Below are 24,279 nucleotides of genomic sequence, written 5' to 3'. Positions count from 1 at the left end.
GCTAATCAAGCGAACACCACCCGGTAAGCGGTTTATGCGACTTGAGATCGGCCTGCCAATAGTGGCCTTGCGAGGGCTGATCATATTTTCGATCGATAGGATACCCCGATAGGGCGCACCACAGCAGTGTGCCGACAGCCCCATGCGTGACAATGGCAAGGTCATTGCCATCGTGTATCTCGATAATTGAGATCGTTGCCCGGTGAATGCGTTGCTGCGCCTCGACCGCCGTTTCCCAACCATGAAAGCTGATATCGGGGTGGGCAAAGAATGCATCAGCGGCAGCCTCAAACGCGTCACGCGGCAAAAAACCGGTGGCGCTGCGGTTATTTTCTCCAAGGGCGGCGTTTTGATTTACCGGCAGGTTTCGGGGCGCCGCAAGAATCTCAGCCGTATCGCGGGCCTTTTGCTCAGTGCTGGTCCAGATTTGTGTGACCTTCGATAAGATTTCGCCAGTCGCAAAAGCAGCAGCGCGGCGGCGGCCAATCTCACTAAGACCCCAATCTGTTACAGGGACGTCGGGGGTGATGGCGACCTCGGGATGGGAGATGATCAGAAGCTTCTGCATCTACTCGGGCAAAAGGACGGGGCCCTTCTCGGCAAAACCCATCTGGACCTCGGTGCCAGGCTCAAGCGGCGCATCCACATCATCATGCACTGCGAAAACCTGACCGAAGGCCCCAGTCAGAGTGTACTCCATACGAACACCGACATAGGTTGCCTTGGCAACAGTTGCGACGATGCCCTGTTCGATGCCGATCACCAGACGCGAAGGACGGATAGCGACTGTTGCGGGCCCCTCGGACATACCACGAGATGACAACGTGTGGCGGTAGCCCTCAATCTCGATTGAAGCCATTTCTCCATCGACAGAAGTGATCTGACAGGCCAGCAGGTTCGCCTCACCAATAAAATCCGCGACAAAGCGATCATTCGGGGCATCGTATAACTGGCGCGGTGTACCGATCTGAGCGATTGCCGCATTCCTCATCACGACGATCTCGTCCGAAACCGCCAATGCTTCTTCCTGATCGTGCGTTACGTAGACGACCGTCAGTCCAAGGTCCTGTTGGATGGCTCTGATATCCTCGCGCACCTGACGGCGCAGTTTCGCGTCAAGATTAGACAGCGGCTCATCGAACAACAAAACCTGTGGCTCCAGCACCAGCGCACGCGCGACAGCGACGCGCTGTTGCTGACCACCGGACAATTCGGACGGCAGGCGGTTGTCAAACCCCTTGAGTCCAACCAGGTCCAGACCATGTAACGCGCGACTGCGGGCCTCGTCCTTGCCGAAGCCCGAGAAAGTCAGGCCATACTTTACATTCTCAAGCACGCTCATATGCGGAAACAGCGCGTAGGATTGGAACACCATCGACACGTCCCGGTCCGTGGCAGGTAGCTTGGTTACGTCTCGATCTCCGATGGTGATCTTACCCGAAGTCGCCATTTCAAGCCCTGCGATCATCCTCAGGGTTGTCGTCTTGCCGCAACCCGAAGGGCCCAACAGCGTTACCAGCTTTCCCGCGTCGACATGCAGGTCGATGTTGTCGACGGCAACCACATCCTTACCGAACATTTTTGTGACGGACTCGAATCGAACCGGCGCGGCTTTGGACTGCAGGCTCATGTCAAACTCTCCTAAACATTGGTCCGCGACTGCGTCATGCGCCGCCCGATCTTGGTTCGACCAACGATCAGCTGCATCAATGCAACCACAGACAGCATCACAAAGATCAGTGTGGTGGAATAGGCAATGGCGAGACCATAGTCGTTATTCTCGACCCGCCCGATGATATAGCTGGTCGCCATGTCATATTCTGCGCTGACCAGAAAGATCACCGCCGAAATCGCGGTCATGGCCCGCACAAAGCTGTAGACAAGTGCCGCAAGGATCGCCGGGCGCAAAAGTGGCAAGATGATCCGCCGGAATGTCTGCCAGGAGTTTGCACCAAGCGTCAGCGAGGATTCGTCAAGACTGCGATCCAGTTGTGACATGCTGGCGATTCCGGCGCGGACACCTACCGGCATATTGCGGAAGATGAAGCTGACAACAAGGATGACACCCGTACCCGTGATCTCGATCGGAGGCACATTAAAGGCCAGGATGTAGCTTACGCCAATCACGGTGCCGGGGATGGCAAAGGACAGCATGGTTCCAAACTCAAAGGCGTCTTTGCCAGCAAAACTCTGCCGGGTCAGAAGATAGGCTGTCACAAGCCCAACGGCAGCTGTCAGCGGTGCGGCGATGGCGGCGATTGTGATGGTTGTCCAGAAACTGTCCCAGGCAGCGCCCGTCCAGCGGATGCCTTCTGCTTCGAAGCGAACCGAGAAAGCAGTGACGTAGTGTTTGAAGGTCAAAGAATTGTTGACGCCCCACAGCTCAACCACGCTGCCGTAAATGATCATGGCATAAACGATGATGGTAAACACGGCCCAACCAAGGGCGACAGTCAGCACCGGGATAGAAAGGCCCGATGGCATCAACGGATGAACACCTGCGTCGCCTTTGCCAGTGACTGTGGTGTAGCTCTTTTTGCCAAGCCAGGCACGCTGAGCGTAAAAGGCTGAAAGTGTGAAGAACAGCAGCACCATGGCCAGCACAGCAGCGCGACCTTGATCATACTGTGCGCCAACGATCGCAAAGAATATCTCGGTCGACAGCACATCGAAATTACCACCCAGCACAAGCGGATTGCCAAAATCTGCCATGCTTTCGATGAATCCCAGAAGAAACGCATTGGCAAGGCCGGGGCGCATCAGCGGTAGAGATACGGTTTTGAACGTCTGCCATCTGTTGGCACGCAACGTCTGGGCAGCTTCTTCCATCGAAGGAGAAACCCCTTCCACGACTCCGATCAGCACAAGGAACGCGATAGGCGTGAAGGCAAGCGTTTGTGCGATCAGAACACCCGGCATTCCATAAAGCCAGCGCGTGGGCTGGGTGCCAAATAGCTCAGCGAAGAACTGCGTGACCGAACCGGAAAGACCAAACAGCAGGATCAAAGCAAGCCCGATGACAAATGGTGGCGTGATGATCGGTAAAACTGTCAGGGCGCGTAATGCGCGTTTGTAGCGAAAACCCGAGCGGGTCACGACCAGCGCAAAGCACAGGCCAAGCACCGTGGTGATGAAGCCAACCAAAATAGCGAGGAATAGTGAATTCCAAGCCGCCCCGCACCGCGCACCCCAGAAACATCCAAGACCCCACAGACGGTCGTCAAAGAATTTCGAGAAAAACACCGCAATGGAGTATGCACCCTCTTCTGTCACAAAGGCCGCGAACAGCATTTTCGCGATGGGGAAGAAGACAAAAGCGGTGACGATGGTGATCACGCCGCCGATAGCGCTGACCACGAACACGTCTCCATTTATGGCTCCGCGCGCAGCGACACCTTGGGTCAGAAGAAACAGAAAGCTCGACGCGCAGATCATCGCGCCGTAACCCATTCCGAATTGCCGATCATCAAGATCCCCGAACAGGGTTTCAAGCCAGTCGAAGTTGTAACCTCGAATTCCGATGCTGAACCCTTGTGCGATCAACCAACCAAACCCGAGCGCCCCAGACAGGACCAAGATGCGCGCATAGAGTGGATCGGATTTGGAGCGCTTTAAAACCAAAAGCGGCAGCAGTAGTGCAATAAGAAGCGGTGCAAGCCACAGCTTTTCCCCCTGCCCGATCAGAAAGGCTGCAGGAGCGTAGTCTTCGTCGAACGGATAGCCATTCAACAGCCACTCGAACGACCACAGGCCGCCTTCTACCATGTACCATGGCAGCAGGCAGAATCCGACCCACCCGGCGATGATCCAGAAGATCAGAACCGGATGGGTCGTTTTTGTCGTCTTCTCAGTCATTTACTGCGGCAGCACCGAAACTTCTTCGTCCCATTTCTGCAGCAGGCGCTTGCGCTCATCCGACGAGCCGTATTTCTTGAAGTCATAGTCGATCAGCTTGATCTGACTCATGTCCGGGGCGCTTTCTGATGTCTCGGCACCTGTGTTGGATGGCACCTGAAAGGCGTTGACCTCTAGGGCAAGGTTCTGTGCTTCGGGCGACAAAGCCCAGTCATAGAACTTCTTGGCTTCTTCTTCGTTGCGCGCGCCTTCGATGATCGACATCGAACCAATCTCGTATCCGGTCCCCTCGCACGGCGCGACGACCTTGATCGGGAAACCCGACACAGCTTGCTTTACTGCGTCATGCATGAAGACGATGCCGATGGTGTTTTCGCCGCGCCCCGCAGCTTTGATCGGCGCCGATCCAGATTTGGTGTACTGGTTGATGTTGGAATGCAGGCCTTTCATGAAATCAAAGCCTTCGTCTTCGCCAAAAATCTGCACCATTGAGGCAAGAGTGGTGTACGCTGTGCCTGACGAATTTGGGTTCGCCATCTGAACATGACCCTTGTATTCGGGCTTCAGAAGGTCCTTCCAGCAGGCAGGCTCGGGCAGGTTATTTGCTGCAAGCAAATCGGCGTTGTAGCCGTAGCCAAGCGCACCGGAATAGATACCGATCGTTCTGTTACCGGCACTTTCAGCCTGCGAGATCGCCCAGTCATGAAGCTGGTCGCGCATCGGCGAGACGTATTCCATCGTCAGCCCTTCTTCTGCGGCCTGCAGATGCGGATCACCGGTACCGCCCCACCAGACGTCACCCTTTGGGTTCGAGCTTTCCGCGCGTATCTGGGCAAAAGTTTCACCCGAAGACTTTCGAGTCATATTGACGTCAATACCGGTTGCGTCCTCAAAACTGCGCGCCATCAGCTGACACCAGTCCTCCTGCGCCGAGCAATACAGCGTCAGCTTATCAGCCTGTGCTGCTGACACTGATGCGGCCAGGGCGATAAGCGATCCCAATGCTGTGGTTGTCAATTTCTTCATTGTCTTCTCTCCCTTCAGGTTCACTACGACCGGGTTTCCCGGTTCTTGTACACGCTTTTTCAATGCCACGGCGCCAAACAGGCCGTAAACGCCATATCCGCCCATCTTCCCACAATGAGGTTCATCTGGCCGATTTTCCGAAAAAGCTACGCTGGTACTTTTCGTATTCCGCGCCTTGAAACAGGTGGAGTTCTTTGAACTCTCACAATGAATCGAGGGTTTTGCAACAGAAATTGTTGCAAAACGCCCGAAAGGCCACAAAAGTGAAACTGTAGCCGAGTCGGATTGCCAAATGTCCAAGACGGAAAAACGCGGTATGAAAGCCAAAAAGGGTCAGGGTCGGGTGAAGAAATCCGACCGCCGCCGTGAGATTCTGTTGGAGTTGAAGCTTCGCCCTCACGTCCGGATCAGCGAACTGGCGCATCGTTTCAACGTATCTGCAGAAACGGTTCGCCGGGATTTTGACGCCCTGTCCCATGATGGCCTGATTTCTCGCGCGCATGGCGGCGCGTCCGCCCCGACGCAGGGGCGTTATCCAACCTTGGACGAACGTACCAATGCCCGTCTTGAAGAGCGTGAAAAGATTGGCAAGAGCGCAGCCGACCTGATCCAGGAAGGCGAGACAGTAATGATCGATTCCGGGTCAACCACGATTGAGATGGCGCGAATGCTGGCTTATCGGGGCACCATTTGCACGGTCATAACTAACTCGGTCCCTGTGGCCATGACCCTTGGCCACACGCCTGCCGAGGTTATTTTGTGCCCGGGCGAGTATCTGGCAGCGGAATCCGCAACCATCGGGACCGAAACACTAGAGTTTCTGTCCCGCTTTAATGTGGATTGCTGCATGATTGGTTCCTCTGGTTTCTCGGAGGAAGGGCCGTCGGAAACAGTGCGCGGTTTTGCGGCCGTAAAGCGCATGATGCTGGCACGCGCCGAGACACGGCATCTTTTGATTGATTCAGAGAAGTTCGGCCGGAAAGATTTGACGCATATCGGCGACCTTGACCGGCTCGATTCCATCATAACCGACACCGAACCAACGGGAGATTTATTGAGTGCCATCAAAAGCGCCGGGGTCGAAATCCTTGTCGCTGAGCAACCACTACAAAGAATGACAAACCGTGGACAATTGAGCCACGCATGACTGGGAGGAAGAAATGAAATTCGACATCAAACCATTGATCAGGGCTTCTGCGATCGCCCTTATGTCGCTGTCCGGAACAGCATCTGCACAGGATTGTCCGCGCGGTGATCTGGACGCGCGGTTTTGTGACGCCGACGGCGATCTGATCGCGGATATCCCCACCGATCCTTCCGAACAGATCGACCCAGATACGTTGATCTTCGCCTATACACCGGTCGAAGACCCCGCCGTTTACAAAACCGCATGGTCGGATTTTCTTGAGCATCTGAAAGCCGAAACCGGCAAGGATGTTGTCTTTTTCCCGGTTCAAAATAACGCCGCCCAGATCGAGGCGATGCGTTCGGGACGCTTGCACATCGCGGGTTTCAACACCGGTTCGAACCCTCTGGCGGTGAACTGCGCCGGGTTCCGCCCCTTCACGATCATGGCCTCAAAAGATGGCAACTTCGGGTATGAGATGGAGATCATCACCTATCCGGATTCGGGTATCGAAAAAGTCGAAGACATCAAAGGCAAGCAACTGGCCTTTACCTCGCCCACCTCAAATTCGGGTTTCAAAGCACCGTCGGCCATTCTAAAAAGCGACTTTGATCTGCTGCCTGAGCGCGATTTCGAACCTGTCTATTCCGGCAAGCACGACAATTCGATCCTGGGTGTGGCCAACAAGGACTACCTGGCGGCCTCGATCGCAAACTCGGTCAAGTCACGAATGATCCTGCGCGATGTGATCAACGAAGACGATGTAATCACAATCTACAAGTCGCAGACTTTCCCGACCACTGGCTTTGGCACGGTTTACAACCTGAAGCCCGAGTTGGAGGAAAAGATCCGCAATGCATTCTTCAGCTTCGATTGGGATGGCACAACGCTTGAGGCCGAGTTCTCGAAGTCGAATGAAGGTCAGTTCCTTGAGATGACATATCAGGAATTCTGGGATGTGATCCGAAAGATCGACGCAGCCAACGGCGTTTCCTACGCTTGCCAATAATCCATCACTCAATCGACGGGCCCTTCGGGGCCCGTTACCACCCTAATCAGGGGTATTAAATGCTGCGGCTTCAAAAGCTTACAAAGACTTATAAAACCGGAGATCAAGCCCTGAAGGCGATTGATCTTGATGTACCCAAAGGTCAGGTTCTGGCGCTGATCGGACCATCCGGCGCGGGGAAATCAACGTTGATCCGGTGCATAAACCGTTTGGTTGAACCCACAAGCGGCGAGGTTCTTCTGGAAGATGTGAATCTGGTCAAGCTCGGTTCGGGCGCACTGCGGAAAGCGCGGCGTGAGATGGGGATGATCTTTCAGGAATACGCGCTGGTCGAACGCCTGACAGTTATGGAAAACGTACTGTCAGGGCGGTTGGGATATGTCGGGTTCTGGCGCAGTTTCCTGCGGCGGTATCCACAATCTGACGTGGATGAAGCTTTCCGCCTGCTTGATCGCGTGGGGCTGCTGCATATGGCCGACAAACGCGCGGATGAGCTGTCTGGCGGTCAGCGCCAGCGGGTCGGCATCTGCCGCGCACTGATCCAAAACCCCAAGCTTTTGCTGGTCGATGAACCGACGGCCTCGCTAGACCCGAAAACCAGTCGTCAGATCATGCGGCTGATCACCGAGCTATGTCTGGAACGCGGATTGGCTGCGATTATCAACATTCATGACGTGGCGCTGGCACAAATGTTCGTGCCACGCGTCGTAGGTCTTCGCTTTGGCGAGATCGTCTATGACGGCCTGCCCACCGGTCTGACCCCTGACAAGCTGACCGAAATCTACGGTGAGGAAGACTGGGAAGCAACCATCGAGAAAGTGGACGAAGACGAAGAGATCGAGGCCGCAGAATGAGCCACCTCGAACTTGATGACATGCTGGGCAAAGGCTGGCGCAAACCTGCCTTTGTCAAAAACTCCATGCTCCGCTGGACTCTGATTGGCGGCTTCGTTGCGTATCTGATCGCTGCCTTCATGACCATTGAGGTGAATTGGAGCCGGGTTTACGAAGGTCTGGATCGGGGCTGGGCCTTTGTGCTTGCGTTTACCAGCCCGGATTTCATATCGCGCTGGAGCGATATCTGGAGCGGCCTTCTAGAGAGTATAGTGATGACGGTCGCGTCCTCGGTCGTAGGCATCCTGATATCGATCCCGATCGGACTCGGCGCTGCGCGCAATATTGCGCCTCTTCCGGTCTATGTGATCTGCCGCGGAATCGTCGCAATCAGCCGTGCATTGCAAGAGATCATCGTTGCCATTCTTCTGGTGGCCATATTTGGCTTTGGGCCTCTGGCGGGCTTCCTGACCCTTTCTTTCGCCACCATCGGTTTCCTGTCCAAGCTTCTGGCTGAGGATATCGAGGCCATGGACAAAGTGCAGGCCGAGGCGATCAAGGCCTCAGGTGCGCGCTGGATGCAGTGGATCAATTATGGCGTGCAGCCACAGGTCATGCCGCGGCTGGTCGGGCTGTCGATGTACAGGATCGACATCAACTTTCGTGAAAGTGCAATTCTCGGGCTTGTCGGGGCCGGCGGCATTGGTGCGACGCTGAACACGGCGTTTGATCGTTATGAGTACGATACCGCAGCCGCCATTCTGATCCTGATCATCGGGATTGTCATGGTGCTCGAATACCTCTCGGGTATCATTCGCGCGAGGGTCCAGTAATGCCGGTACTAGAACATGAAGATGCGCAAATCTGGCGCAGGCGCACGACCGGTCAAAGCCTGGTACGCTGGTTCGGCTGGCTGTTGGGTGTGGCAGTCTTTGTCTACTGCTGGCAAATCATCTCAGCGTCCACGACATGGTTCTTCGTCTGGGATGCACCCCGCATCGCCAACGATATCTGGACCCGGGCGACACCACCGAAATGGGATTACATCACTCAGCTGGGACGCCCGATCTGGGACACGCTGAACATTGCGACGCTTGGCACAATCATCGCGCTGTTCCTGGCAGTGCCTGTCGCCTTTCTGGCGGCGCGAAACACCACGCCATCGGCCCTGTTCATCCGCCCTATCGCGCTGTTGATCATCGTTTCGACCCGCTCGATCAATTCGTTGATCTGGGCGCTGCTGTTAATTGCGATCATCGGCCCCGGAGTGTTTGCAGGCGTCATCGCCATCGCCATCCGTTCGATCGGTTTCTGCGCCAAGCTTCTCTATGAGGCCATTGAAGAAATCGATCACACTCAGGTCGAAGCGATCACCGCCACCGGCGCATCCCGCTGGCAGATCATGGCGTACGGAATTGTGCCGCAAATCCTACCCGCCTTTGCAGGTATCGCGGTGTTCCGCTGGGATATCAACATTCGCGAGTCTACGGTTTTGGGGCTTGTAGGCGCAGGGGGCATCGGGCTTCAGCTGTCGGCATCGCTCAACGTTCTTGCGTGGCCGCAAGTTAGTCTGATCCTGATTGTGATCCTTGCTGCAGTCATGATCAGCGAATGGGTTTCAGCCAAGGTCAGAGGTGCGATTATTTGACCCAAATCTCTGCCCAGGAGGCATTCGATGCGTATGAGGCGGTTCGTCATCGCCTTCCTGCACCCGAACCGGTGGATCGAATGTACCGTCAGGTTGACACGCTTGAGGATGTTGCCGAAGGTTTCGATGTCTTCCTCCTCGACGCCTTCGGGGTGCTCAACATTGGCGAAACAGCCATACCGGGCACAGCCGAACGGATCGAGACGCTTAAGGCCATGGGCAAACGTGTTCTGGTCGTTTCAAATGCAGCAGGCTTCCCTCATGCGGCGCTTGTCGAGAAATACACGAGGCTCGGCTATGACTTTGCGCCGGAGGATATCATTACCAGCCGCGCGACACTGCTGGCAGGCCTGAACGACCATCGCGATCTGCACTGGGGCCTGATGTCGAACCCCAGCAAAGGTCTTCGCGATCTGGAAGGAATGAACCTGACCTATCTAGAGGAAGATCCTGCGCCCTATGCCTCGACAGATGGTTTTTTGCTGATCAGCGCTGCAACCTGGTCCGAGGCGCGTCAGGCCTTGCTGGAAGCCGCCCTGCTCAGACGTCCCCGCCCGGTACTGGTCGGAAATCCCGACATTGTTGCACCGCGCGAGTACGGCTTTTCAACCGAGCCCGGCCTCTTCGCCCACCGCCTTGCGGATCGAACCGGAGTGACCCCGTCTTTCTTTGGAAAGCCCTTCGGTAATATCTTTGATCTGGTCTTTGAGCGGCTCGGCCAGATCGACAAGTCACGCGTGCTGATGGTCGGCGACAGCCTGCACACCGACATTCTAGGCGCACATGCTGCCGGGATCGCCTCGGCATTGATTTCTGGCTACGGCTTTTTTGCAGGGCAAGATGCCAAAACAGCAATCACACAAGCAGGGATCATGCCTGATTTCGTCGTGAACCGACCATAAAGTTAAGCACCGTCTTAGTCTAAGCAACGCAAAAGCTTGGCGGTCCGGACTCGCTTTTGCGATGACGAAAGGTTCATACAGACGACCTGTCTGTATGATCATTTGGCCAACGCATCACAGCTATTCGTTGGTTCATCACTGCCCAAATATTGGATTCTACGCTCTTTGTCGAAAGTAGGGCTGCCCAGTGTACATGCGATCCGCAGGCTTAAACTGTTCCAGATCCGAATGTCGCCCTGCTCGCTTGAAGTCGCAAAAGACCGTCCATCAGGGGCCCGCGCTATTCGCCAGCTCGGGGCGTCATGTATCCTTTCGACCGGCACGAGCCTGCGGTTGGTGGCCGTGTCCCACCAATGCAGTTCACCCGATCTGTCGATCGCAACCAACGTCGCCTCATCCTCTAAATAGATCACATCAGTGGCGCCGCCCTTGTGACCTCCGTAAGAAGCCAGCTCATTGCCGCTGTCCAGGTTCCAAATCTTCACCACCTCATCGCTTGAGGCCGTCGCCACACGTGTGCCGTCCGTGCTGAAGGCAACGCTCCACAGGGAATTGTCGTCAGCCTCGATGACTTTATCCAGCAGTCCGTCCTCGACCGACCAGATATAAACCTTTCCGTCCGCAGAAGCCGCTGCAAGCTTGCTTCCATCATTCGAGATGGCTGCTCGATTAAAGGGAACGTCGGGCGGATCAAACACTCTGACCGTTCCCGCATCGGAAACATCGATCTGAAATATGCCCTTTCCTGTCGCCGCATAAAACTTGGCCGAGTCGGTTGGCACCAAAGACCAGACCGGTGCCCCACCCAGATCGAGTCGTTGTTTCTGCCGCATGGAATCCATGTCCCATACGATCAGGTGACCGTCGCGATCACCGGTTAGCATTGTTTTGCCATCGTGAGAGAATGCGATGGCCCAAACCTGGCTATCATGCCCGTTTAACAGCATGGGCTTCATGGCTGACCCTGGCCGCCAAACCCAGATGTTTCCGTCACTGTCACCAATGGCGACTGATTTACCATCCGGATTGTAAGCAATCCCCAGCGCCTTTGCCCCATCCTGCAACCTGAGGATTTCATTATCGCCCGATTCAGCTCCAACCTGCCACAATCGCACTTGCTGATCCCGGCCCAACGTTGCCAGCAGGGGCGCTCGTTTGGCTGCGCCCAAGTCAACAATTCGCTGGCTGTGGGCCTGTACCACATCCCCGACCGGTTCCAGGTCTGCGTCTTCCAAACGCAACGTTCCGTCTGCGCTGGCTCCGACCAAAAGATTATCTGGCCCGGCAAAGATAGCCGCGACAATGGGGGCAGCACCAGAAAAGCGATCAATGATCGGACTGCCTTTGGGAAAGCCTATTGTGGTGACTTTTCCATTGGTATGGGATACCGCAAATTCACTGCCGTCGTTGCTGAACGACAGGTGATCCGGGTCCGGTCCAAGCGGCCCGCCCGGTATCGGTACAAAGGCCTGCGTGGCCGTGGAATCCATCCAGCCGAATATCGCTCCATCGACATTGCCCGCAACCAGCCCCTCCGAAACCGGAGAAAACGTAACTCTCTTGAACCCGAGCGGCATTTTTACCAAAGGCTCTCCAATTTGCATCCCGTTAGAAACGTCCCAAAGACGCACTGTCCCGTCTCCAGTAGCTGAGGCAACGCGCGCGCCGGTTGCATCGAAGGCCACACCAAATGCCACATCATTCCCGGAAAACAACGTGGTGATGAGGCCATTCGCAGACGGCGAAACAGTCCACAGTCGGACATCCCCGTCCGTTGCAGCCGAGACCAGAAGCTCACCGCCAGGTGAAAAGTCGATATCTCTTACTCCGCCTGCGTGCCCAACCAGTTCGGTCAGAACGGGACCACCGGATTCAGTGCTGTGAATGACGATGCGTCCATCGCGTAACCCGACTGCAATTCTCGAACCAGATGCATTGATGGCCATGGTCTGCGCGTCACCAACCGTGAAGGGACTGCCCAGAGGGATCAAACCCGCCTCACCCAATTTTTGCCGCGCCATGATCATCGCAGATCGTGCTTCTGAAGTGGACCCAGCAGATTCAGCACGAACAATCGCTTCGGCACTCAGGGACAATGCAAGCAACGGATCAGTTTTGGACAACCCGTTTGCCGCAGCACCAAGCGCCCTTGCAAATCTTTCGTTGGCTTCAGCAGTTGCGACCACGGCGATCTGTCGGTTCCTCTCTGCAAGGTTTGAGGCACGAATTGCCAAAAGCGAAGAAACTGTTGCGCCAATGGCCAACAAAGCAAGAGCACCCACAGCGGTTTGGTTGATCCGCCGACGACGGCGGCGGCGCAAACTAGAAGCGGCTTGCGCCTTGTTGCGCGCTTCCCGTGCCTCTCCCAGAAATTCTCGTTCCAAGGCACCAAGAACATTCTGATTTTTCTCCGACCACTCCTCGGCGGCCAAAAGCCTTGTTCCCCGGTACAGTAAGTCAGGTTCGCGTCTCTCACCGTCCCACTCTGCAGCATCATGTTGTATGCGCTGACGCATACGTAAATCATCCCGGCTACCTTCGATCCAGGAATTGAGTCTCGGCCAGGTCCGCAAAAGCGCTTCATGCGTAATCTGGACATTCTTGTCGTCCAGCGTCAGAAGCCGCGCATCTGTCAAAGCCTCGACGACACGCTGCGTCGTATCAGGGTCCGAGTCACGCTCGACCTCATCTATCGGCAACAGTCGGCGCGTATCAGGCGTCCCCTCGCCAGGTGTCACCAGACGTAGGAATAACCGTTGAGTTGCGTCCTGTTGATCTTTGTCGAAACCGTTTGTGAAAAGCGTCTCCGCAGTCTGGCTGATGGCGCCCGCAACACCACCTGATTGGCGATAGCCATCCAGTGACATGACCGCACCTTTGCGTCGGCTCCATGTTTCGTAAAGGGAGTGCGCCACCAGCGGAAGTGAACCCGCCTCGCGCCCGGCTTCATCGACAATCGCGTCGATCAGTGATCGGTCCATATGCAGCCCGGCGGCATGTGCGGGTTCGCTGATTGCACGGCGAAGCTCGGGTCGTGTCATTGGTCCGACCAGAAACTGATTCTCCGAGATACGGTCGGCGAGCCAGGGAATCTCGGCACAGGACGCGTAAAAATCCGCCCTGATCGTCAGTACAATACGAACACGGCTGTCCGCAGGATCAGTCATCGCAGACAAGGCCTCGATGAACTTGCTCCTGCGTTCCTGTCTGACCAAGGTAAACAGCTCTTCAAACTGATCGATACATATCAGCAACTCTCCGTCATTGGCGGTTGCAAGGCGGCGTGCTGCGCTTGGGTAGCCGATGAAGTCGTCTAGGGACACCTGAGCCGTAAGGTGAGAATTGTCACCAATGAGCTGAAAGTACAGATCGGTCATCGGGTCGCGACCCGGGGTGAAAACACAAACGCGCCAGTTCTCGCTTCCGGATATCGCATTCGCCGCCACAGCAGGCAGCAGCCCTGCCCGCAAAACTGACGATTTGCCACTGCCGGATGATCCGCCCAGAACCAGTATCCGACTTTGCTGGAGCCGGTGTACAAGTTCCTCGACCAGATCTTCACGACCAAAGAAGTAATTGGAATCTTCTGGCTGGAACGCAGCAAGCCCTTTGTAGGGGCATTCCACCCGGCTTTCGGATATTTGTGTTACTGCCTCAGACGCGGCCTCGCGCCGGTCGCGATCCAGCGCGTCGTTCATTGCACTGCGCCAGGACATCATATCCAGAAACCGTGCCTGTGGATCCAGGGCCATCCCGTGTTCGATGCAGTCGCGCCACATTTCCGGCAATCCGGTAAGATACTCGGTAATACGGTGGAAGGGTGGCGGCGCCTTTCCCGTCAGGACATGCCACATCAGCGCGCTGGCTGAATATATGTCAGTCATCGGCGTCACGGGCTGGCCGTGCTCAGCCTGCTCCGGAGCCTGATAAAGCGGTGTTCCGGCCATCATGGTTGCACCGGTTACGCCAATTGCCAAATCCTTCGCTATCCCCAGATCAGCCAGAAAAACCCGTTCATCAAGCCCGACCAATGCACTGAAGGGGCTATTTGTTTCATCATCTTTGGAGCGTTTGACCCGTTGCAACAGCACATTTGCGGGTTTGACGTCCCGATGCACGACATTTGCATCGTGTACCGCAGACAAACCATCAGCCAACGCGTCGATCAGTATTTCCACACCCTCGCGCCTTGCCAATACCGATGGCTCCAAACGCTTTAGTCGGTCAGCCAACGTGCCCCGATCTGCGTAGTCCATAACGAAATAGGGCCGCCCGTCTTCCAATCGACCCACATCATGCACGGAAACAACGCGCGGAGATCGAATGCGTCGCAACAGTCGTGCTTCCTCAAGGAAATGAGTGATGACCTTTTCATTGGCCGCGAGGTTTGAATGGAGAATCTTGAGCGTTACCGGAACTTCCAGTTCGTCATCCCGCGCGAGGACAACTGCCGCAAACCCACCGCTCGCGATTTCTTTCTCGACCGCGTAACGACCGATGAACGCCGGAAAACTCATGATGCATTGTTCGCTTTAGAGGTGCTCCTGCACGTCAACGCAATGATACTTGGTCGCATCCAGAATATTGTGGTCCCTATCGGCAGCAGTAACGCACATTGTCGTGCCTCCGTCACGCGCCGCCGTCGAGGCCGCCTCCTTAGTCACATAACTTGGAAAATCATCATGGCGATGCCATCTGCCCTGAACGACATTGAATTCACTCTGAGCATTTCTGCCAACCTGCTCAACTGAATAGGTGTCCCCCCACCAGGAATGGAAATGGTTCTTTGATACATCCGGTGTAAAATTCGCTTCGAACATGAGGGTGAGTTCGTCACCATCTTTGGCGATTGAGACGATACGCACTTCACACCCATCGACCGGGCAGGCGTTTGGCATTGTTGATTGTGCCATCGTATCGGCACTGAACATCATCGTGACCGCCCCAAGGATAATAACACCCTGATACATTTGGTTTCCCGAAGAATTCAATGACATCATTCCCTCCTAATCTGGGTTGAAACCCGGTATTTGTGCCAATTCTAGCACAATAACAAAATTCGTTCTGAGACTTTGGCCACAGAACCCAGATTACGGGAATTTCAGCACGCTAGCGTCGAACGACTTCGAACTCTAACGGACGGGCATCGGTATGCAGAATCGGAAGTGCCGGCGAAATCAATCCGCTATCGGCCAGCATTACACTTTCACGTTTAAGCTGGACTTCGCGTGCATTCTCAACCTGTACATACGTCCCTGATGAACTGCGATCGGCGAGCATCAGTTTCCCTGCTTTCATACTAAGAACAGCGTGAAGCCGAGAAACCCACGGCTGCGGCAAGATCACATCACACTGACCAGATCTACCGATCTTGAGTTCACCGCCTTCGCGGCACCGCCACATACGATCATCGTAATACAGTATGAGCGCAAAGTTCTCGCTATGATGGCCCTCAGAGTAGCTGCCGGCCGTCTGTGTCGGGACGTGCATCACGGTATTCAATCCGCCATTCGACGCTACAACCGAATAGGCTTTGACGGGTTCGCTTACTCCTTTCAGACGAAGCGAGCCGATCGTGGTAAGCAACATCTTTGTCTCAGTGCTCAGATCTTTGGCAACACTATCGCTGACACAGGCCTCGCCCGGGTTAGCAGCAGCTGCGAGACGGGCGGTCAAATTGACTGTCTCGCCAAAAATGCCGTTGTCGCCAACCACCACAGGACCCTGATGCACGCCAGCGTGAACTGACAGCAATGTGCCCGGTGGCTTCTGGATCATCTCAAGAACCGACTGAATGGCAGCTTCCGGATCATAGAAATAGCATAAAACGTCATCACCTTTCTGACCAACAGGCACACCACCATACCCAAGCAAAACATCGCGCAATCGGCCAAGTTCAAGCTGGATCAACTCTTGCGCCTGATCGTCCCCCATAGCTTCGTAGAACGGAGTGCTATCCGATATGTCGGCAATTATGGTTGTGACAAGTTTGGTTTCCACGGTGGCTTCGCAATCTGGTTGTTGGTAACGACAGTTCGGGAAACTCCATAAACTGCAAACAAAGTAGAATGGCGCTGTCAACTGTCGAAAGTCGGCGCGGCAATCCATTAGTCATTATAGACTAAAACCGAGTTCTTTCAGAAATCTGCGATGCACCCCCTCCCGTGATATCTCATCAAACGGAGATTCTACCCAGTGATGATCTATTTTCAGGTCTTTTACAGGTACGATATGTTCAGCAATTTCTGGCGGGGTGGTTTGGTCAATTGTTCCCGTCTCCCAATCATGCAGCGCGGTTGAGTAGCGCATGACCGCACCACAGGCAGGTAGATCGATCAGACCGCCTTCAGCGAAAAATCTCAGCCCGTCACCCATATCCTCACCAACCAGTTTCAATTTGTCGCCCAGTCGGTGCTTCAGGATCGCGACAAAAACGATCGCGGCAGAGAACGTAAACTTATCCACCAGCACCACACAGCCGCTCTCCTGACCGCATTCGGTGATTGCTTCGACCAGCGGCATGACAGACAGAAAATCACCTCCGGTATTGCCGCGCACATCAATCAACAAAGGGAGAGTTGGACAAAGGCGAACGCGATTTTCGGCGCTTGCAATAGCGTCGCGAAGCGCACTTCCTTCCTTGTCAAAAAAACTCGGTAGTATGATGGATCGCCCGATATCGGACCATTCTTGAATTTCCACGTAGTCTCTGAAACTCAAGGACGGGTCAATTCGACCGTGCTCGCTATTTGGATACAGTGAACACGCCGGAACTGTACGATTGCAGTTTGCGCGCACCGTCCTGATTTGCCCCTTTGCGTCTACTATCTGATAGCTGATTTCGCCATTTTCCGCGGCAACCCCCAACCTCACCAACGCGGCTGGCCATGCCAACATGATTGGCCCGATTACTCGCTTCCTTTGGCGCGTTCCAGCCAGGTAGCAATCTGCCGTCTGCAGAAACCCTTCCACGGGGGTCCCGTTCACCCTGTGCAACCTGCCGGGTGCAAATTCTGCAAATTCACCGAGCGTTTTTGTTAAGAAAATCGCTTCCCCGACGGACACAAACCTGAATGGTAAAACCGAGATTGCATCATTTGGTATCAGACGCGTATGGCCATTTCCGGCTAATGCGAAGAGGGACATCGCAGAAAGCAGAAACTCCTCTCGCCTGCATTCAGCCAGATTTGTTTGAAGATCCTTTGTGCGGCGCTCAATGCGTTCACGCTCAACGGACCTAAAACTCGGATCGGTACGTTCTACAACGCCTAGTATGAGTTCTAAATCATGATCGAGTGACATGCGGCAATGCTGGCTTTCTCACGATGCGAATCTCCATCTTGGTCACTTTCGGTCGCCAATCTATAGCCATGCTAGTCGATACATGCTGCATCAGATCAATTGGATAGGCCGTCGATCTACGCCTCTCTTGAAATCACAGCCAAAAATGCACCTGCCGGCTTAGACAAACTGCGGGCCGAGGTTGCTACACATCTCTGATCCTTGCTCGGCAACCGGACTTGTTCGCGATTCTGTTTTGCGCGTCTTCTTCATTGCAGTGCAACAGACGCCCGAAGCAGCTCTTGCGAGTACTCATGTCTGGGAGTTCCGGTGCGAAGAGTATCAGAGGACATAACCTCCACAATCTCGCCATTTCTCATGACCGCCAGTTGATCACACATATGCGCGATGACGGGTAGATCATGTGACACCATCAGATAAGTCAGCCCACGTCGAGCACGCAAATCGGTCAACAGATTGAGCACCTCTGCCTGGACGCTGACATCCAACGCGGATGTCGGTTCGTCCAATAGCAAAATGTCCGGCTCACCCGCCAAAGCTCTTGCAATTGCCACACGCTGGCGCTGGCCACCAGAAAGCTGATGGGGATAGCGGAATCTAAATCTTTGCCCAAGTCCGACGTCGGCCAGCAACTCGGTGACGCGCTTGTCGATATTGTCCAGCCCGTGCAGGTGTAATGTCTCGCTCAGCACCTGATCGACCGTATGTCGCGGGTGGAGCGATGCATAGGGGTCCTGAAACACCATCTGTACCGTTCGGAAGAACCTGCGGTCCCGCTTAGCGCCGGAAAGTGCCTCACCCTCTATGCGGACAGATCCAGACCAATGCGGCGCGAGGCCGGTTATGGCACGCAGGATCGTCGATTTGCCGGACCCGCTCTCTCCGACTAGACCGAAACTCTCACCCTGCTTAACTTCGAGGCAAGCGCCTTTAACCGCATCGACGCGGTCATGTGCGTATCCGAACCATACGTTCAAGCCCTTGATGTCCAGTGCGATCATTTCAGCCCCTCACGCTCGGCGCTTCGGACCAGGAAGGATCGCGGGTTAGAACACTCAGGTGATTGCACTTTTCATCAAGACGCGGAAGGGAGTTTAGCAAACCTTGAGTATACGGGTGCTGGGCCTGATGCAGCTTATCGGCTTCGCAGACTTCGACAATCCGGCCCGCATACATGATGAGGACACGATCGCAGAATTCGGACACAAGATTTAGATCATGGCTGATGAATATCAGCCCCATCCCTCGTTCTTTGACCAATCCATCCATTATGTTCAGTACCTGCCGTTGGACGCTGACATCAAGCGCCGAGGTCGGTTCATCCGCAATCAGAATCTTGGGGTTCGGGATCAGCATCATCGCAATCATGATCCGCTGCCCCATACCCCCTGACACTTCATGCGGATAAGTCCGCATCACCCGTTCGGAATCGCGTATCGAGACATTTTCCAGCATCTCGATCGCCATTTTTCGGGCACGCGCCTTGGAACCAGAGTTGTGCTGAAGATATGCCTCAATCAGTTGTTCTCCGACCGTGACCACTGGGTTCAGTGAAAACTTAGGATCCTGCATCACCATAGAGATCTGCTTGCCACGAACCTCGCGCATCTCGCGCTCGCTAAGTTTCAGCAGGTCACGACCTTCGAGATTGATGTGGTTGGCCTCAACAATGCCCGGCTTTCGGATCAGACGCAGAATGGCCCGACCCGTCATCGATTTACCAGACCCACTTTCGCCGACGATTCCCAGACGTTCGCGCCCCAACGAGAACGAGACACCGCGCACCGCATCAAACACTCCCTGACGGGTTGGGAAGCGAACCCACAGATCTTCTATGTCGAGTAAGTTCATTGCCCACCATCCTTCGGGTCAAGCGCATCCCTCAGCCCGTCACCCAACAGGTTGAAGGCCAGTGAGACCGTGAAAATTGCAAGCCCCGGCACCGTTGCAACCCACCAGTGATCAAGGATGAACCTGCGGCCTTCTGAAATCATCGCGCCCCATTCCGGGCTTGGCGGTTGTGCCCCCAGGCCCAAGAAACCCAGGCCGGCTGCGGCCAGAATGATCCCGGCCATGTCTAATGTAACCCGTACAATCAGCGATGAGACACAAAGCGGCCAGATATGCCGGGTGATAATCCGCAGCGGGCCAGCACCCTGCAGACGGATCGCGTTGATATAGTCGGTTGACCGGATCGTAAGCGTTTCTGCCCGCGCCATACGGGCATAGGGTGGCCACGCAGTAAGCGAGATTGCAAGCACTGCGTTTTCAATTCCCGCCCCGAGTGCGGCGACAAACGCCAGCGCCAGAACAAGCCGTGGGAAAGCGAGGAAAATATCTGTGATTCGCATGAGGATCACATCAGCCCATCCCCCCGCGTATCCCGCGACGGTTCCCACCAGAAGTCCTGCGACTGGCGCGATAAGCGCCACTAACGCGACGATGTATAGCGTTATCCGCGCTCCGTAGATCAGGCGTGACAGAATATCCCGCCCCAAACTATCGGTTCCCAGCAAGTGTCCTTCAGCTCCGATAGGGAGCAGTCGGCTGGACAGATCCTGCACAAAGGGATCATGTGGCGCGATGATAGACGCAAAAACCGCGGTCAATACAAGGCCAACAAGGATCGCCAACCCAACCATTGCCATCGAGTTTGATCGCAGGGTCAGCCAGCCTTTGTACAAGCTGGACAATCTTGCGTGTCGGCGGGATGTGGGTTCGTCGGTCAGCAGCCACTGACGCAAAGTCATGTCGCTCATTTCGACCTCGGATCAAAGAAACGGTAAAGGAGATCAGAGAATATATTCAGGCAGATAAAGATCAGCCCAACCACCACTGTTCCACCGAGAACGGCGTTCATGTCTGCACTCAGCAGAGCGGTCGTGATGTAGCTTCCGATCCCAGGCCAGCTAAAGATGATCTCGGTCAGAACCGACCCTTCCAGCAAATTGGCGTAGCTCAGTGCGATGACCGTAATGAGCTGCACTCGGATGTTCTTGAATGCGTGGCGCCAGATGACCTGTCGCTCCGACAAGCCTTTGACGCGGGCGGTAATGACATATTCCGCTGACAACTGTTCCAGCATGAACGACCGCGTCATTCGGCTGATGTAAGCCAGCGAGTAATACCCCAACAAGGCAGCTGGAAGTACGATGTGCGACAACGCATTGCGGAAGACGTCCCAGTCTCGGGCGATGGCACTATCCACTAGGATCAAACCTGTACGCGTGGGCACAATGTCATCATAGAAGATATCAAGTCTGCCTGGCCCTCCGACCCAGCCAAGAATTCCGTAGAAGACAAGCAGCCCCATGAGCCCCAGCCAGAAGATCGGCATTGAGTAGCCAACAAGCGCGACCACACGGGCGATCTGATCCACCCATGTCCCCCGCTTCACGGCAGCGATCACCCCCAATGGAACACCCAGAAAGATGCCAATCATTACACCCAGGGTTGCCAGTTCCAATGTGGCGGGGAAGACGCGCGCTATGTCTTCGGACACTGGCCGGGCATTCAGCAGCGAATTGCCAAAATCACCGTGCAAGACATCCCAAAGATAATATCCAAACTGAACCAGCATTGGTTTATCGAGGCCAAGCTGTTGGTAAACCGCGTCATAGGTCGATTGCGAGGCACGCTCACCTACGATGGCCAACACCGGATCAATCGGCATGACGCGACCGATGATGAAAGTCACGAGCAGCAGACCCAGCATTGTAATTGCAATGGTGCCAAGAGTTTTAAGGATGCTCTTGACCCAATGGACAAGAGGCGCCGCACGGCGCCCCTCAGTTGGTCTTTCGGCCAGTGCCATTTACTTTGTCACCTGCCAATACGAAGCCGACGTAATGGCCTGACCGGTCGAGAAATCAGTTACGTTTTCACGCAGCGCCGATTGCTCGATCTGCTGGAACATCACGACAAATGGTGAAGTTTCACGAAATTCAGCCTGGATCGTCTTGTACATGTCTGCACGTTTCACAGTGTCATTCTCGACCACAGCTGCATCCGTTTTCTCGGTCAACCCACCGGTATCCCAAGAGTTACGCCACGCCAGCAGACCGGTTGCATTGGCCGCATCCGAATTGTCCGGGTTGTATGCGAAAGTTCCAGCGTTGGTCTGTGGGTCAGGATAATCCGGTCCCCACGCGCCCAGATACACATCCAGTTCCCGTGCACGATATCGCGCCAGAATCTGCTTGGCGGTTCCGACCGTGATGTTCATCTTAATCCCGACCTGACCAAGCGCATTTTGCATCGACTGGGCGATTTCAATCCGTTCCTGAGCTTCACGCACACCAACTTCGATCTCCAGACCACTTACACCGGCCTCATCCAGCAGTGCCTTGGCTTTTTCCACGTTGAAGCTGAACGGGTTTTCATCGGATGCGCCAAGATATGTTTGCGGCAGGAAATTCTGATGAATCGTGTACTGACCTTTCAGGAAACTGTCGCGCATCCCTTCATAGTCAATCAGGTATTTGAACGCTTGGCGAACCTGCGGTTTGCTAAGCTCGGGATGCTTTTGATTCAGCGAGACATACATCAGCCGCCCCTTAAGCTCATCCGCGATCTTGACACCCGCGACAGATGACACCCCTGCAACGTCTTCGGGGTTCAGGTTGCGGGCAACGTCGATATCACCACGCTCTAGTAGAAGACGCTGGCTGGCGCTTTCTTGAACGTGGCGGACAACGACACGCTCCATCGCCGGGGCACCCAAATGGAAATCGGGGTTCGACTTCAGTGTCACGCTTTCATTGGGTTTCCAGCTCACCAAGCTATAGGCACCGGATCCAGCGGTGTTGGTCTTGAGCCATTCGTTGCCCAGATCGCCGTCCTTGTCGTGCTCCATCACCGCCTTCTTGTCGACGATGCCACCGATGGTTGCAGTCAGACAGTTCAAAACGAACGATGTTGCATAGGGCTTGTCCGTCGTGATCGTCAGCGTATCGCCATCTGCCACGATTGTCTGTTCAACGTTCTCTGGCGTGAACCCAAATTGGGTCAGGATGAAAGCTGGAGTTTTGTTCAGGATGATCGCGCGGCGCAGCGAAAATTGAACATCTTCGGCGGTCACCGGATTGCCGGAATGAAAGGTCAGCCCTTCCCTGATCTTAAAGGTAATCGACTTGCCGTCTTCTGACACATCCCAACTTTCTGCAACATCTGGCTGATACCCTGCGTCCAGATCAAGCGGGTCAAAGTTGACGAGTTTTTGGTAAACATTACGGCTGACATCCGATCCGGCAAATTCAAAACTTTCAGCAGGATCCAACGTCGTGATGTCATCGATACGATTTGCGATCACCAGCATGTTTGGTGGTGTCTCGGCCATCGCCGAAGTCGAGGTCACGGCCAGCGCCAATCCCAGCGCGGCACCGGTAAGCAATCTGTTAAATGCGTTCATTTTGTCCTCTCTGTCATCAGGTCTTTCACTTTCGGTTACGATCCCCATGTCTTTTCGAGTACACGCAACCAGTTTTCGTGGCAGAGCTTCTTGATGAGCTCTTCGCCGTATCCATGGCTTTCCATGGCATTTCTCAGTCGGGGCAGCATCGAAACGTCAGTCACTTCATCGGGCACTACCGCTCCGTCATAGTCCGACCCAAGCCCGACCCGATCCTCTCCTAATATGCTGATCAGGTGATCGAGGTGCTTTAGTACTTGTGTCAGAGGCACGTCGGACAGCATCCGCCCATCTTCTCGCAAAAACGCGGCGGCAAAATTCAAGCCGACCATCCCGTCGCTTTCTGCAATAGTGCGAAGTTGGTCATCGGTGAGATTTCGCGCGTGAGGGCAAATTGCATGGGCATTTGAATGCGTTGCAACCAATGGTGCGTTTGAATATCGCGCTACGTCCCAAAACCCTTTTTCATTGAGGTGCGATAAATCCAACATGATGCCAAGCGTATTGCAGCGCTGAACAAGTCGCAAACCGTGATCCGTCAATCCCTGTCCGGTATCTGGTTCGGATGGATATCTGAATGGCACTCCGTGGCCAAATATGTTGGGCCTGCTCCAAACCGGCCCGAGCGAACGCAACCCCGCAGCATGAAAAACGTCGAGTGAATGTAGATCAGCATCGATCGCTTCGGCGCCTTCGATATGGAATATGGCCGCCATCTGGCCCCGTGCCATGCAGTCCCGGATATCCGCAACGGATCCAACTACCTTCAAAGCATCCAAGCGTTCCAGTTCAAGCAATATTGCAATCTGGCTCAGCGCCGCTGGCAGAGCGTCTTCGGCATCAATCTGGTCAGGAAGCGGCAAGTCATAGCTCGGCTGAACCATTTCTTCCATCTTTGCGTCGATATCGATAGGCGAAGGCACCCAAACTGCAAAGAATCCGCCGCCGAACCCCCCTTCTCTGGACTTAACCAGATCGATTGCGCCATCGCGGCCTTCAAGGAAGCGATCAGCTTTGGACCGACCACCCGCCAAAGCGAGTTTCGATAACACGTCGTTGTGCCCGTCAAAGATAAGAGGAGAAGTATTCACCCTCACATCACCCGATCAAGTATCAATTCGACACACGCTAACAGACATAATAATCATAATTGTAAAAAAAAACGATG

At 54.8% G+C, this 24,279-nt stretch carries 20 protein-coding genes; 6 read left to right on the top strand and 14 right to left on the bottom strand.

Going from position 1 to position 24,279, the window contains the following annotated elements; genetic code table 11:
* Position 1: 1 nt before the first annotated feature.
* The 4 genes from BLU89_RS01265 to BLU89_RS01250 are packed head-to-tail and all read right to left on the bottom strand — an operon-like array spanning position 2 to position 4,881.
* Positions 2–568 (bottom strand): histidine phosphatase family protein, encoded by a 567-nt coding sequence (locus BLU89_RS01265; RefSeq protein ID WP_074733808.1) that lies wholly within the window; start codon positions 566–568, stop codon positions 2–4.
* A complete protein-coding gene (locus BLU89_RS01260) occupies positions 569–1,630 on the bottom strand; it encodes an ABC transporter ATP-binding protein (RefSeq protein ID WP_074733806.1) in 1,062 nt (353 codons plus the stop codon). It abuts the gene before it with no gap.
* 11 nt (positions 1,631–1,641) lie between these two features.
* On the bottom strand, positions 1,642–3,855 hold the full coding sequence (locus tag BLU89_RS01255; RefSeq protein WP_074733804.1) for an ABC transporter permease: 2,214 nt from the start codon (positions 3,853–3,855) through the stop codon (positions 1,642–1,644).
* Positions 3,856–4,881: an ABC transporter substrate-binding protein gene (locus tag BLU89_RS01250; protein ID WP_074736274.1), complete on the bottom strand. Its 1,026-nt coding sequence runs from the start codon at positions 4,879–4,881 to the stop codon at positions 3,856–3,858.
* 292 nt (positions 4,882–5,173) lie between these two features.
* Between BLU89_RS01250 and BLU89_RS01245 the strand changes: the two genes are divergently transcribed.
* The 6 genes from BLU89_RS01245 to BLU89_RS01220 are packed head-to-tail and all read left to right on the top strand — an operon-like array spanning position 5,174 to position 10,399.
* Positions 5,174–6,028, top strand: a complete 855-nt coding sequence (locus BLU89_RS01245) for a DeoR/GlpR family DNA-binding transcription regulator (RefSeq protein ID WP_074733802.1) — start codon at positions 5,174–5,176, stop codon at positions 6,026–6,028.
* Positions 6,029–6,041: 13 nt separating this feature from the next.
* Complete coding sequence (gene phnD, locus BLU89_RS01240) at positions 6,042–7,016, top strand: phosphate/phosphite/phosphonate ABC transporter substrate-binding protein (protein ID WP_074733800.1); 975 nt, start codon at positions 6,042–6,044, stop codon at positions 7,014–7,016.
* A gap of 59 nt (positions 7,017–7,075) precedes the next feature.
* The gene (phnC, locus tag BLU89_RS01235) at positions 7,076–7,870 is read left to right on the top strand and encodes a phosphonate ABC transporter ATP-binding protein (RefSeq protein ID WP_074733798.1); all 795 of its coding nucleotides are present in this window, start codon (positions 7,076–7,078) and stop codon (positions 7,868–7,870) included.
* Positions 7,867–8,682, top strand: coding sequence for a phosphonate ABC transporter, permease protein PhnE (gene phnE / locus BLU89_RS01230; RefSeq protein ID WP_074733796.1), 816 nt, complete (start codon positions 7,867–7,869; stop codon positions 8,680–8,682). Before phnC ends, phnE (BLU89_RS01230) begins: the two co-directional genes overlap by 4 nt.
* On the top strand, positions 8,682–9,497 hold the full coding sequence (phnE, locus tag BLU89_RS01225) for a phosphonate ABC transporter, permease protein PhnE (protein WP_074733795.1): 816 nt from the start codon (positions 8,682–8,684) through the stop codon (positions 9,495–9,497). The genes phnE (BLU89_RS01230) and phnE (BLU89_RS01225) overlap by 1 nt, the downstream gene beginning before the upstream one ends.
* A complete protein-coding gene (locus BLU89_RS01220) occupies positions 9,494–10,399 on the top strand; it encodes an HAD-IIA family hydrolase (RefSeq protein WP_143030504.1) in 906 nt (301 codons plus the stop codon). Before phnE (BLU89_RS01225) ends, BLU89_RS01220 begins: the two co-directional genes overlap by 4 nt.
* 98 nt (positions 10,400–10,497) lie before the next feature.
* On the opposite strand, the gene BLU89_RS01215 is transcribed toward BLU89_RS01220, so the two are convergent.
* The 10 genes from BLU89_RS01215 to BLU89_RS01170 all read right to left on the bottom strand — a co-directional run bounded on the left by BLU89_RS01215 (position 10,498) and on the right by BLU89_RS01170 (position 24,202).
* Positions 10,498–14,916 carry a WD40 repeat domain-containing serine/threonine protein kinase gene (locus tag BLU89_RS01215; protein ID WP_074733792.1) on the bottom strand — a complete coding sequence of 1,473 codons (4,419 nt, stop codon included), beginning with the start codon at positions 14,914–14,916 and terminating at the stop codon, positions 10,498–10,500.
* Positions 14,917–14,931: 15 nt separating this feature from the next.
* Positions 14,932–15,396, bottom strand: a complete 465-nt coding sequence (locus BLU89_RS01210; protein WP_143030503.1) for a hypothetical protein — start codon at positions 15,394–15,396, stop codon at positions 14,932–14,934.
* A gap of 112 nt (positions 15,397–15,508) precedes the next feature.
* Positions 15,509–16,399: an adenylate/guanylate cyclase domain-containing protein gene (locus BLU89_RS01205; RefSeq protein ID WP_074733789.1), complete on the bottom strand. Its 891-nt coding sequence runs from the start codon at positions 16,397–16,399 to the stop codon at positions 15,509–15,511.
* A 114-nt stretch (positions 16,400–16,513) separates the two neighbouring features.
* Positions 16,514–17,701, bottom strand: coding sequence for a S41 family peptidase (locus BLU89_RS01200; RefSeq protein ID WP_074733787.1), 1,188 nt, complete (start codon positions 17,699–17,701; stop codon positions 16,514–16,516).
* Between the two features lie 248 nt (positions 17,702–17,949).
* Complete coding sequence (locus tag BLU89_RS01195; RefSeq protein WP_074733785.1) at positions 17,950–18,702, bottom strand: ABC transporter ATP-binding protein; 753 nt, start codon at positions 18,700–18,702, stop codon at positions 17,950–17,952.
* Between the two features lies 1 nt (position 18,703).
* Positions 18,704–19,552 carry an ABC transporter ATP-binding protein gene (locus BLU89_RS01190; protein ID WP_074733783.1) on the bottom strand — a complete coding sequence of 283 codons (849 nt, stop codon included), beginning with the start codon at positions 19,550–19,552 and terminating at the stop codon, positions 18,704–18,706.
* A complete protein-coding gene (locus BLU89_RS01185) occupies positions 19,549–20,460 on the bottom strand; it encodes an ABC transporter permease (protein WP_074733782.1) in 912 nt (303 codons plus the stop codon). Before BLU89_RS01185 ends, BLU89_RS01190 begins: the two co-directional genes overlap by 4 nt.
* On the bottom strand, positions 20,457–21,515 hold the full coding sequence (locus BLU89_RS01180; protein ID WP_074733780.1) for an ABC transporter permease: 1,059 nt from the start codon (positions 21,513–21,515) through the stop codon (positions 20,457–20,459). Before BLU89_RS01180 ends, BLU89_RS01185 begins: the two co-directional genes overlap by 4 nt.
* Positions 21,516–23,111 carry an ABC transporter substrate-binding protein gene (locus BLU89_RS01175; RefSeq protein WP_074736272.1) on the bottom strand — a complete coding sequence of 532 codons (1,596 nt, stop codon included), beginning with the start codon at positions 23,109–23,111 and terminating at the stop codon, positions 21,516–21,518.
* A 35-nt stretch (positions 23,112–23,146) separates the two neighbouring features.
* On the bottom strand, positions 23,147–24,202 hold the full coding sequence (locus tag BLU89_RS01170) for a dipeptidase (RefSeq protein ID WP_074733778.1): 1,056 nt from the start codon (positions 24,200–24,202) through the stop codon (positions 23,147–23,149).
* Positions 24,203–24,279 lie beyond the last annotated feature (77 nt).

The sequence above is a fragment of the Ruegeria halocynthiae genome (assembly GCF_900106805.1).
GTDB lineage: Bacteria > Pseudomonadota > Alphaproteobacteria > Rhodobacterales > Rhodobacteraceae > Ruegeria > Ruegeria halocynthiae.
Note: the sequence above shows the minus strand (reverse complement) of the source record. Positions and strands in the feature narration are given on the sequence as shown.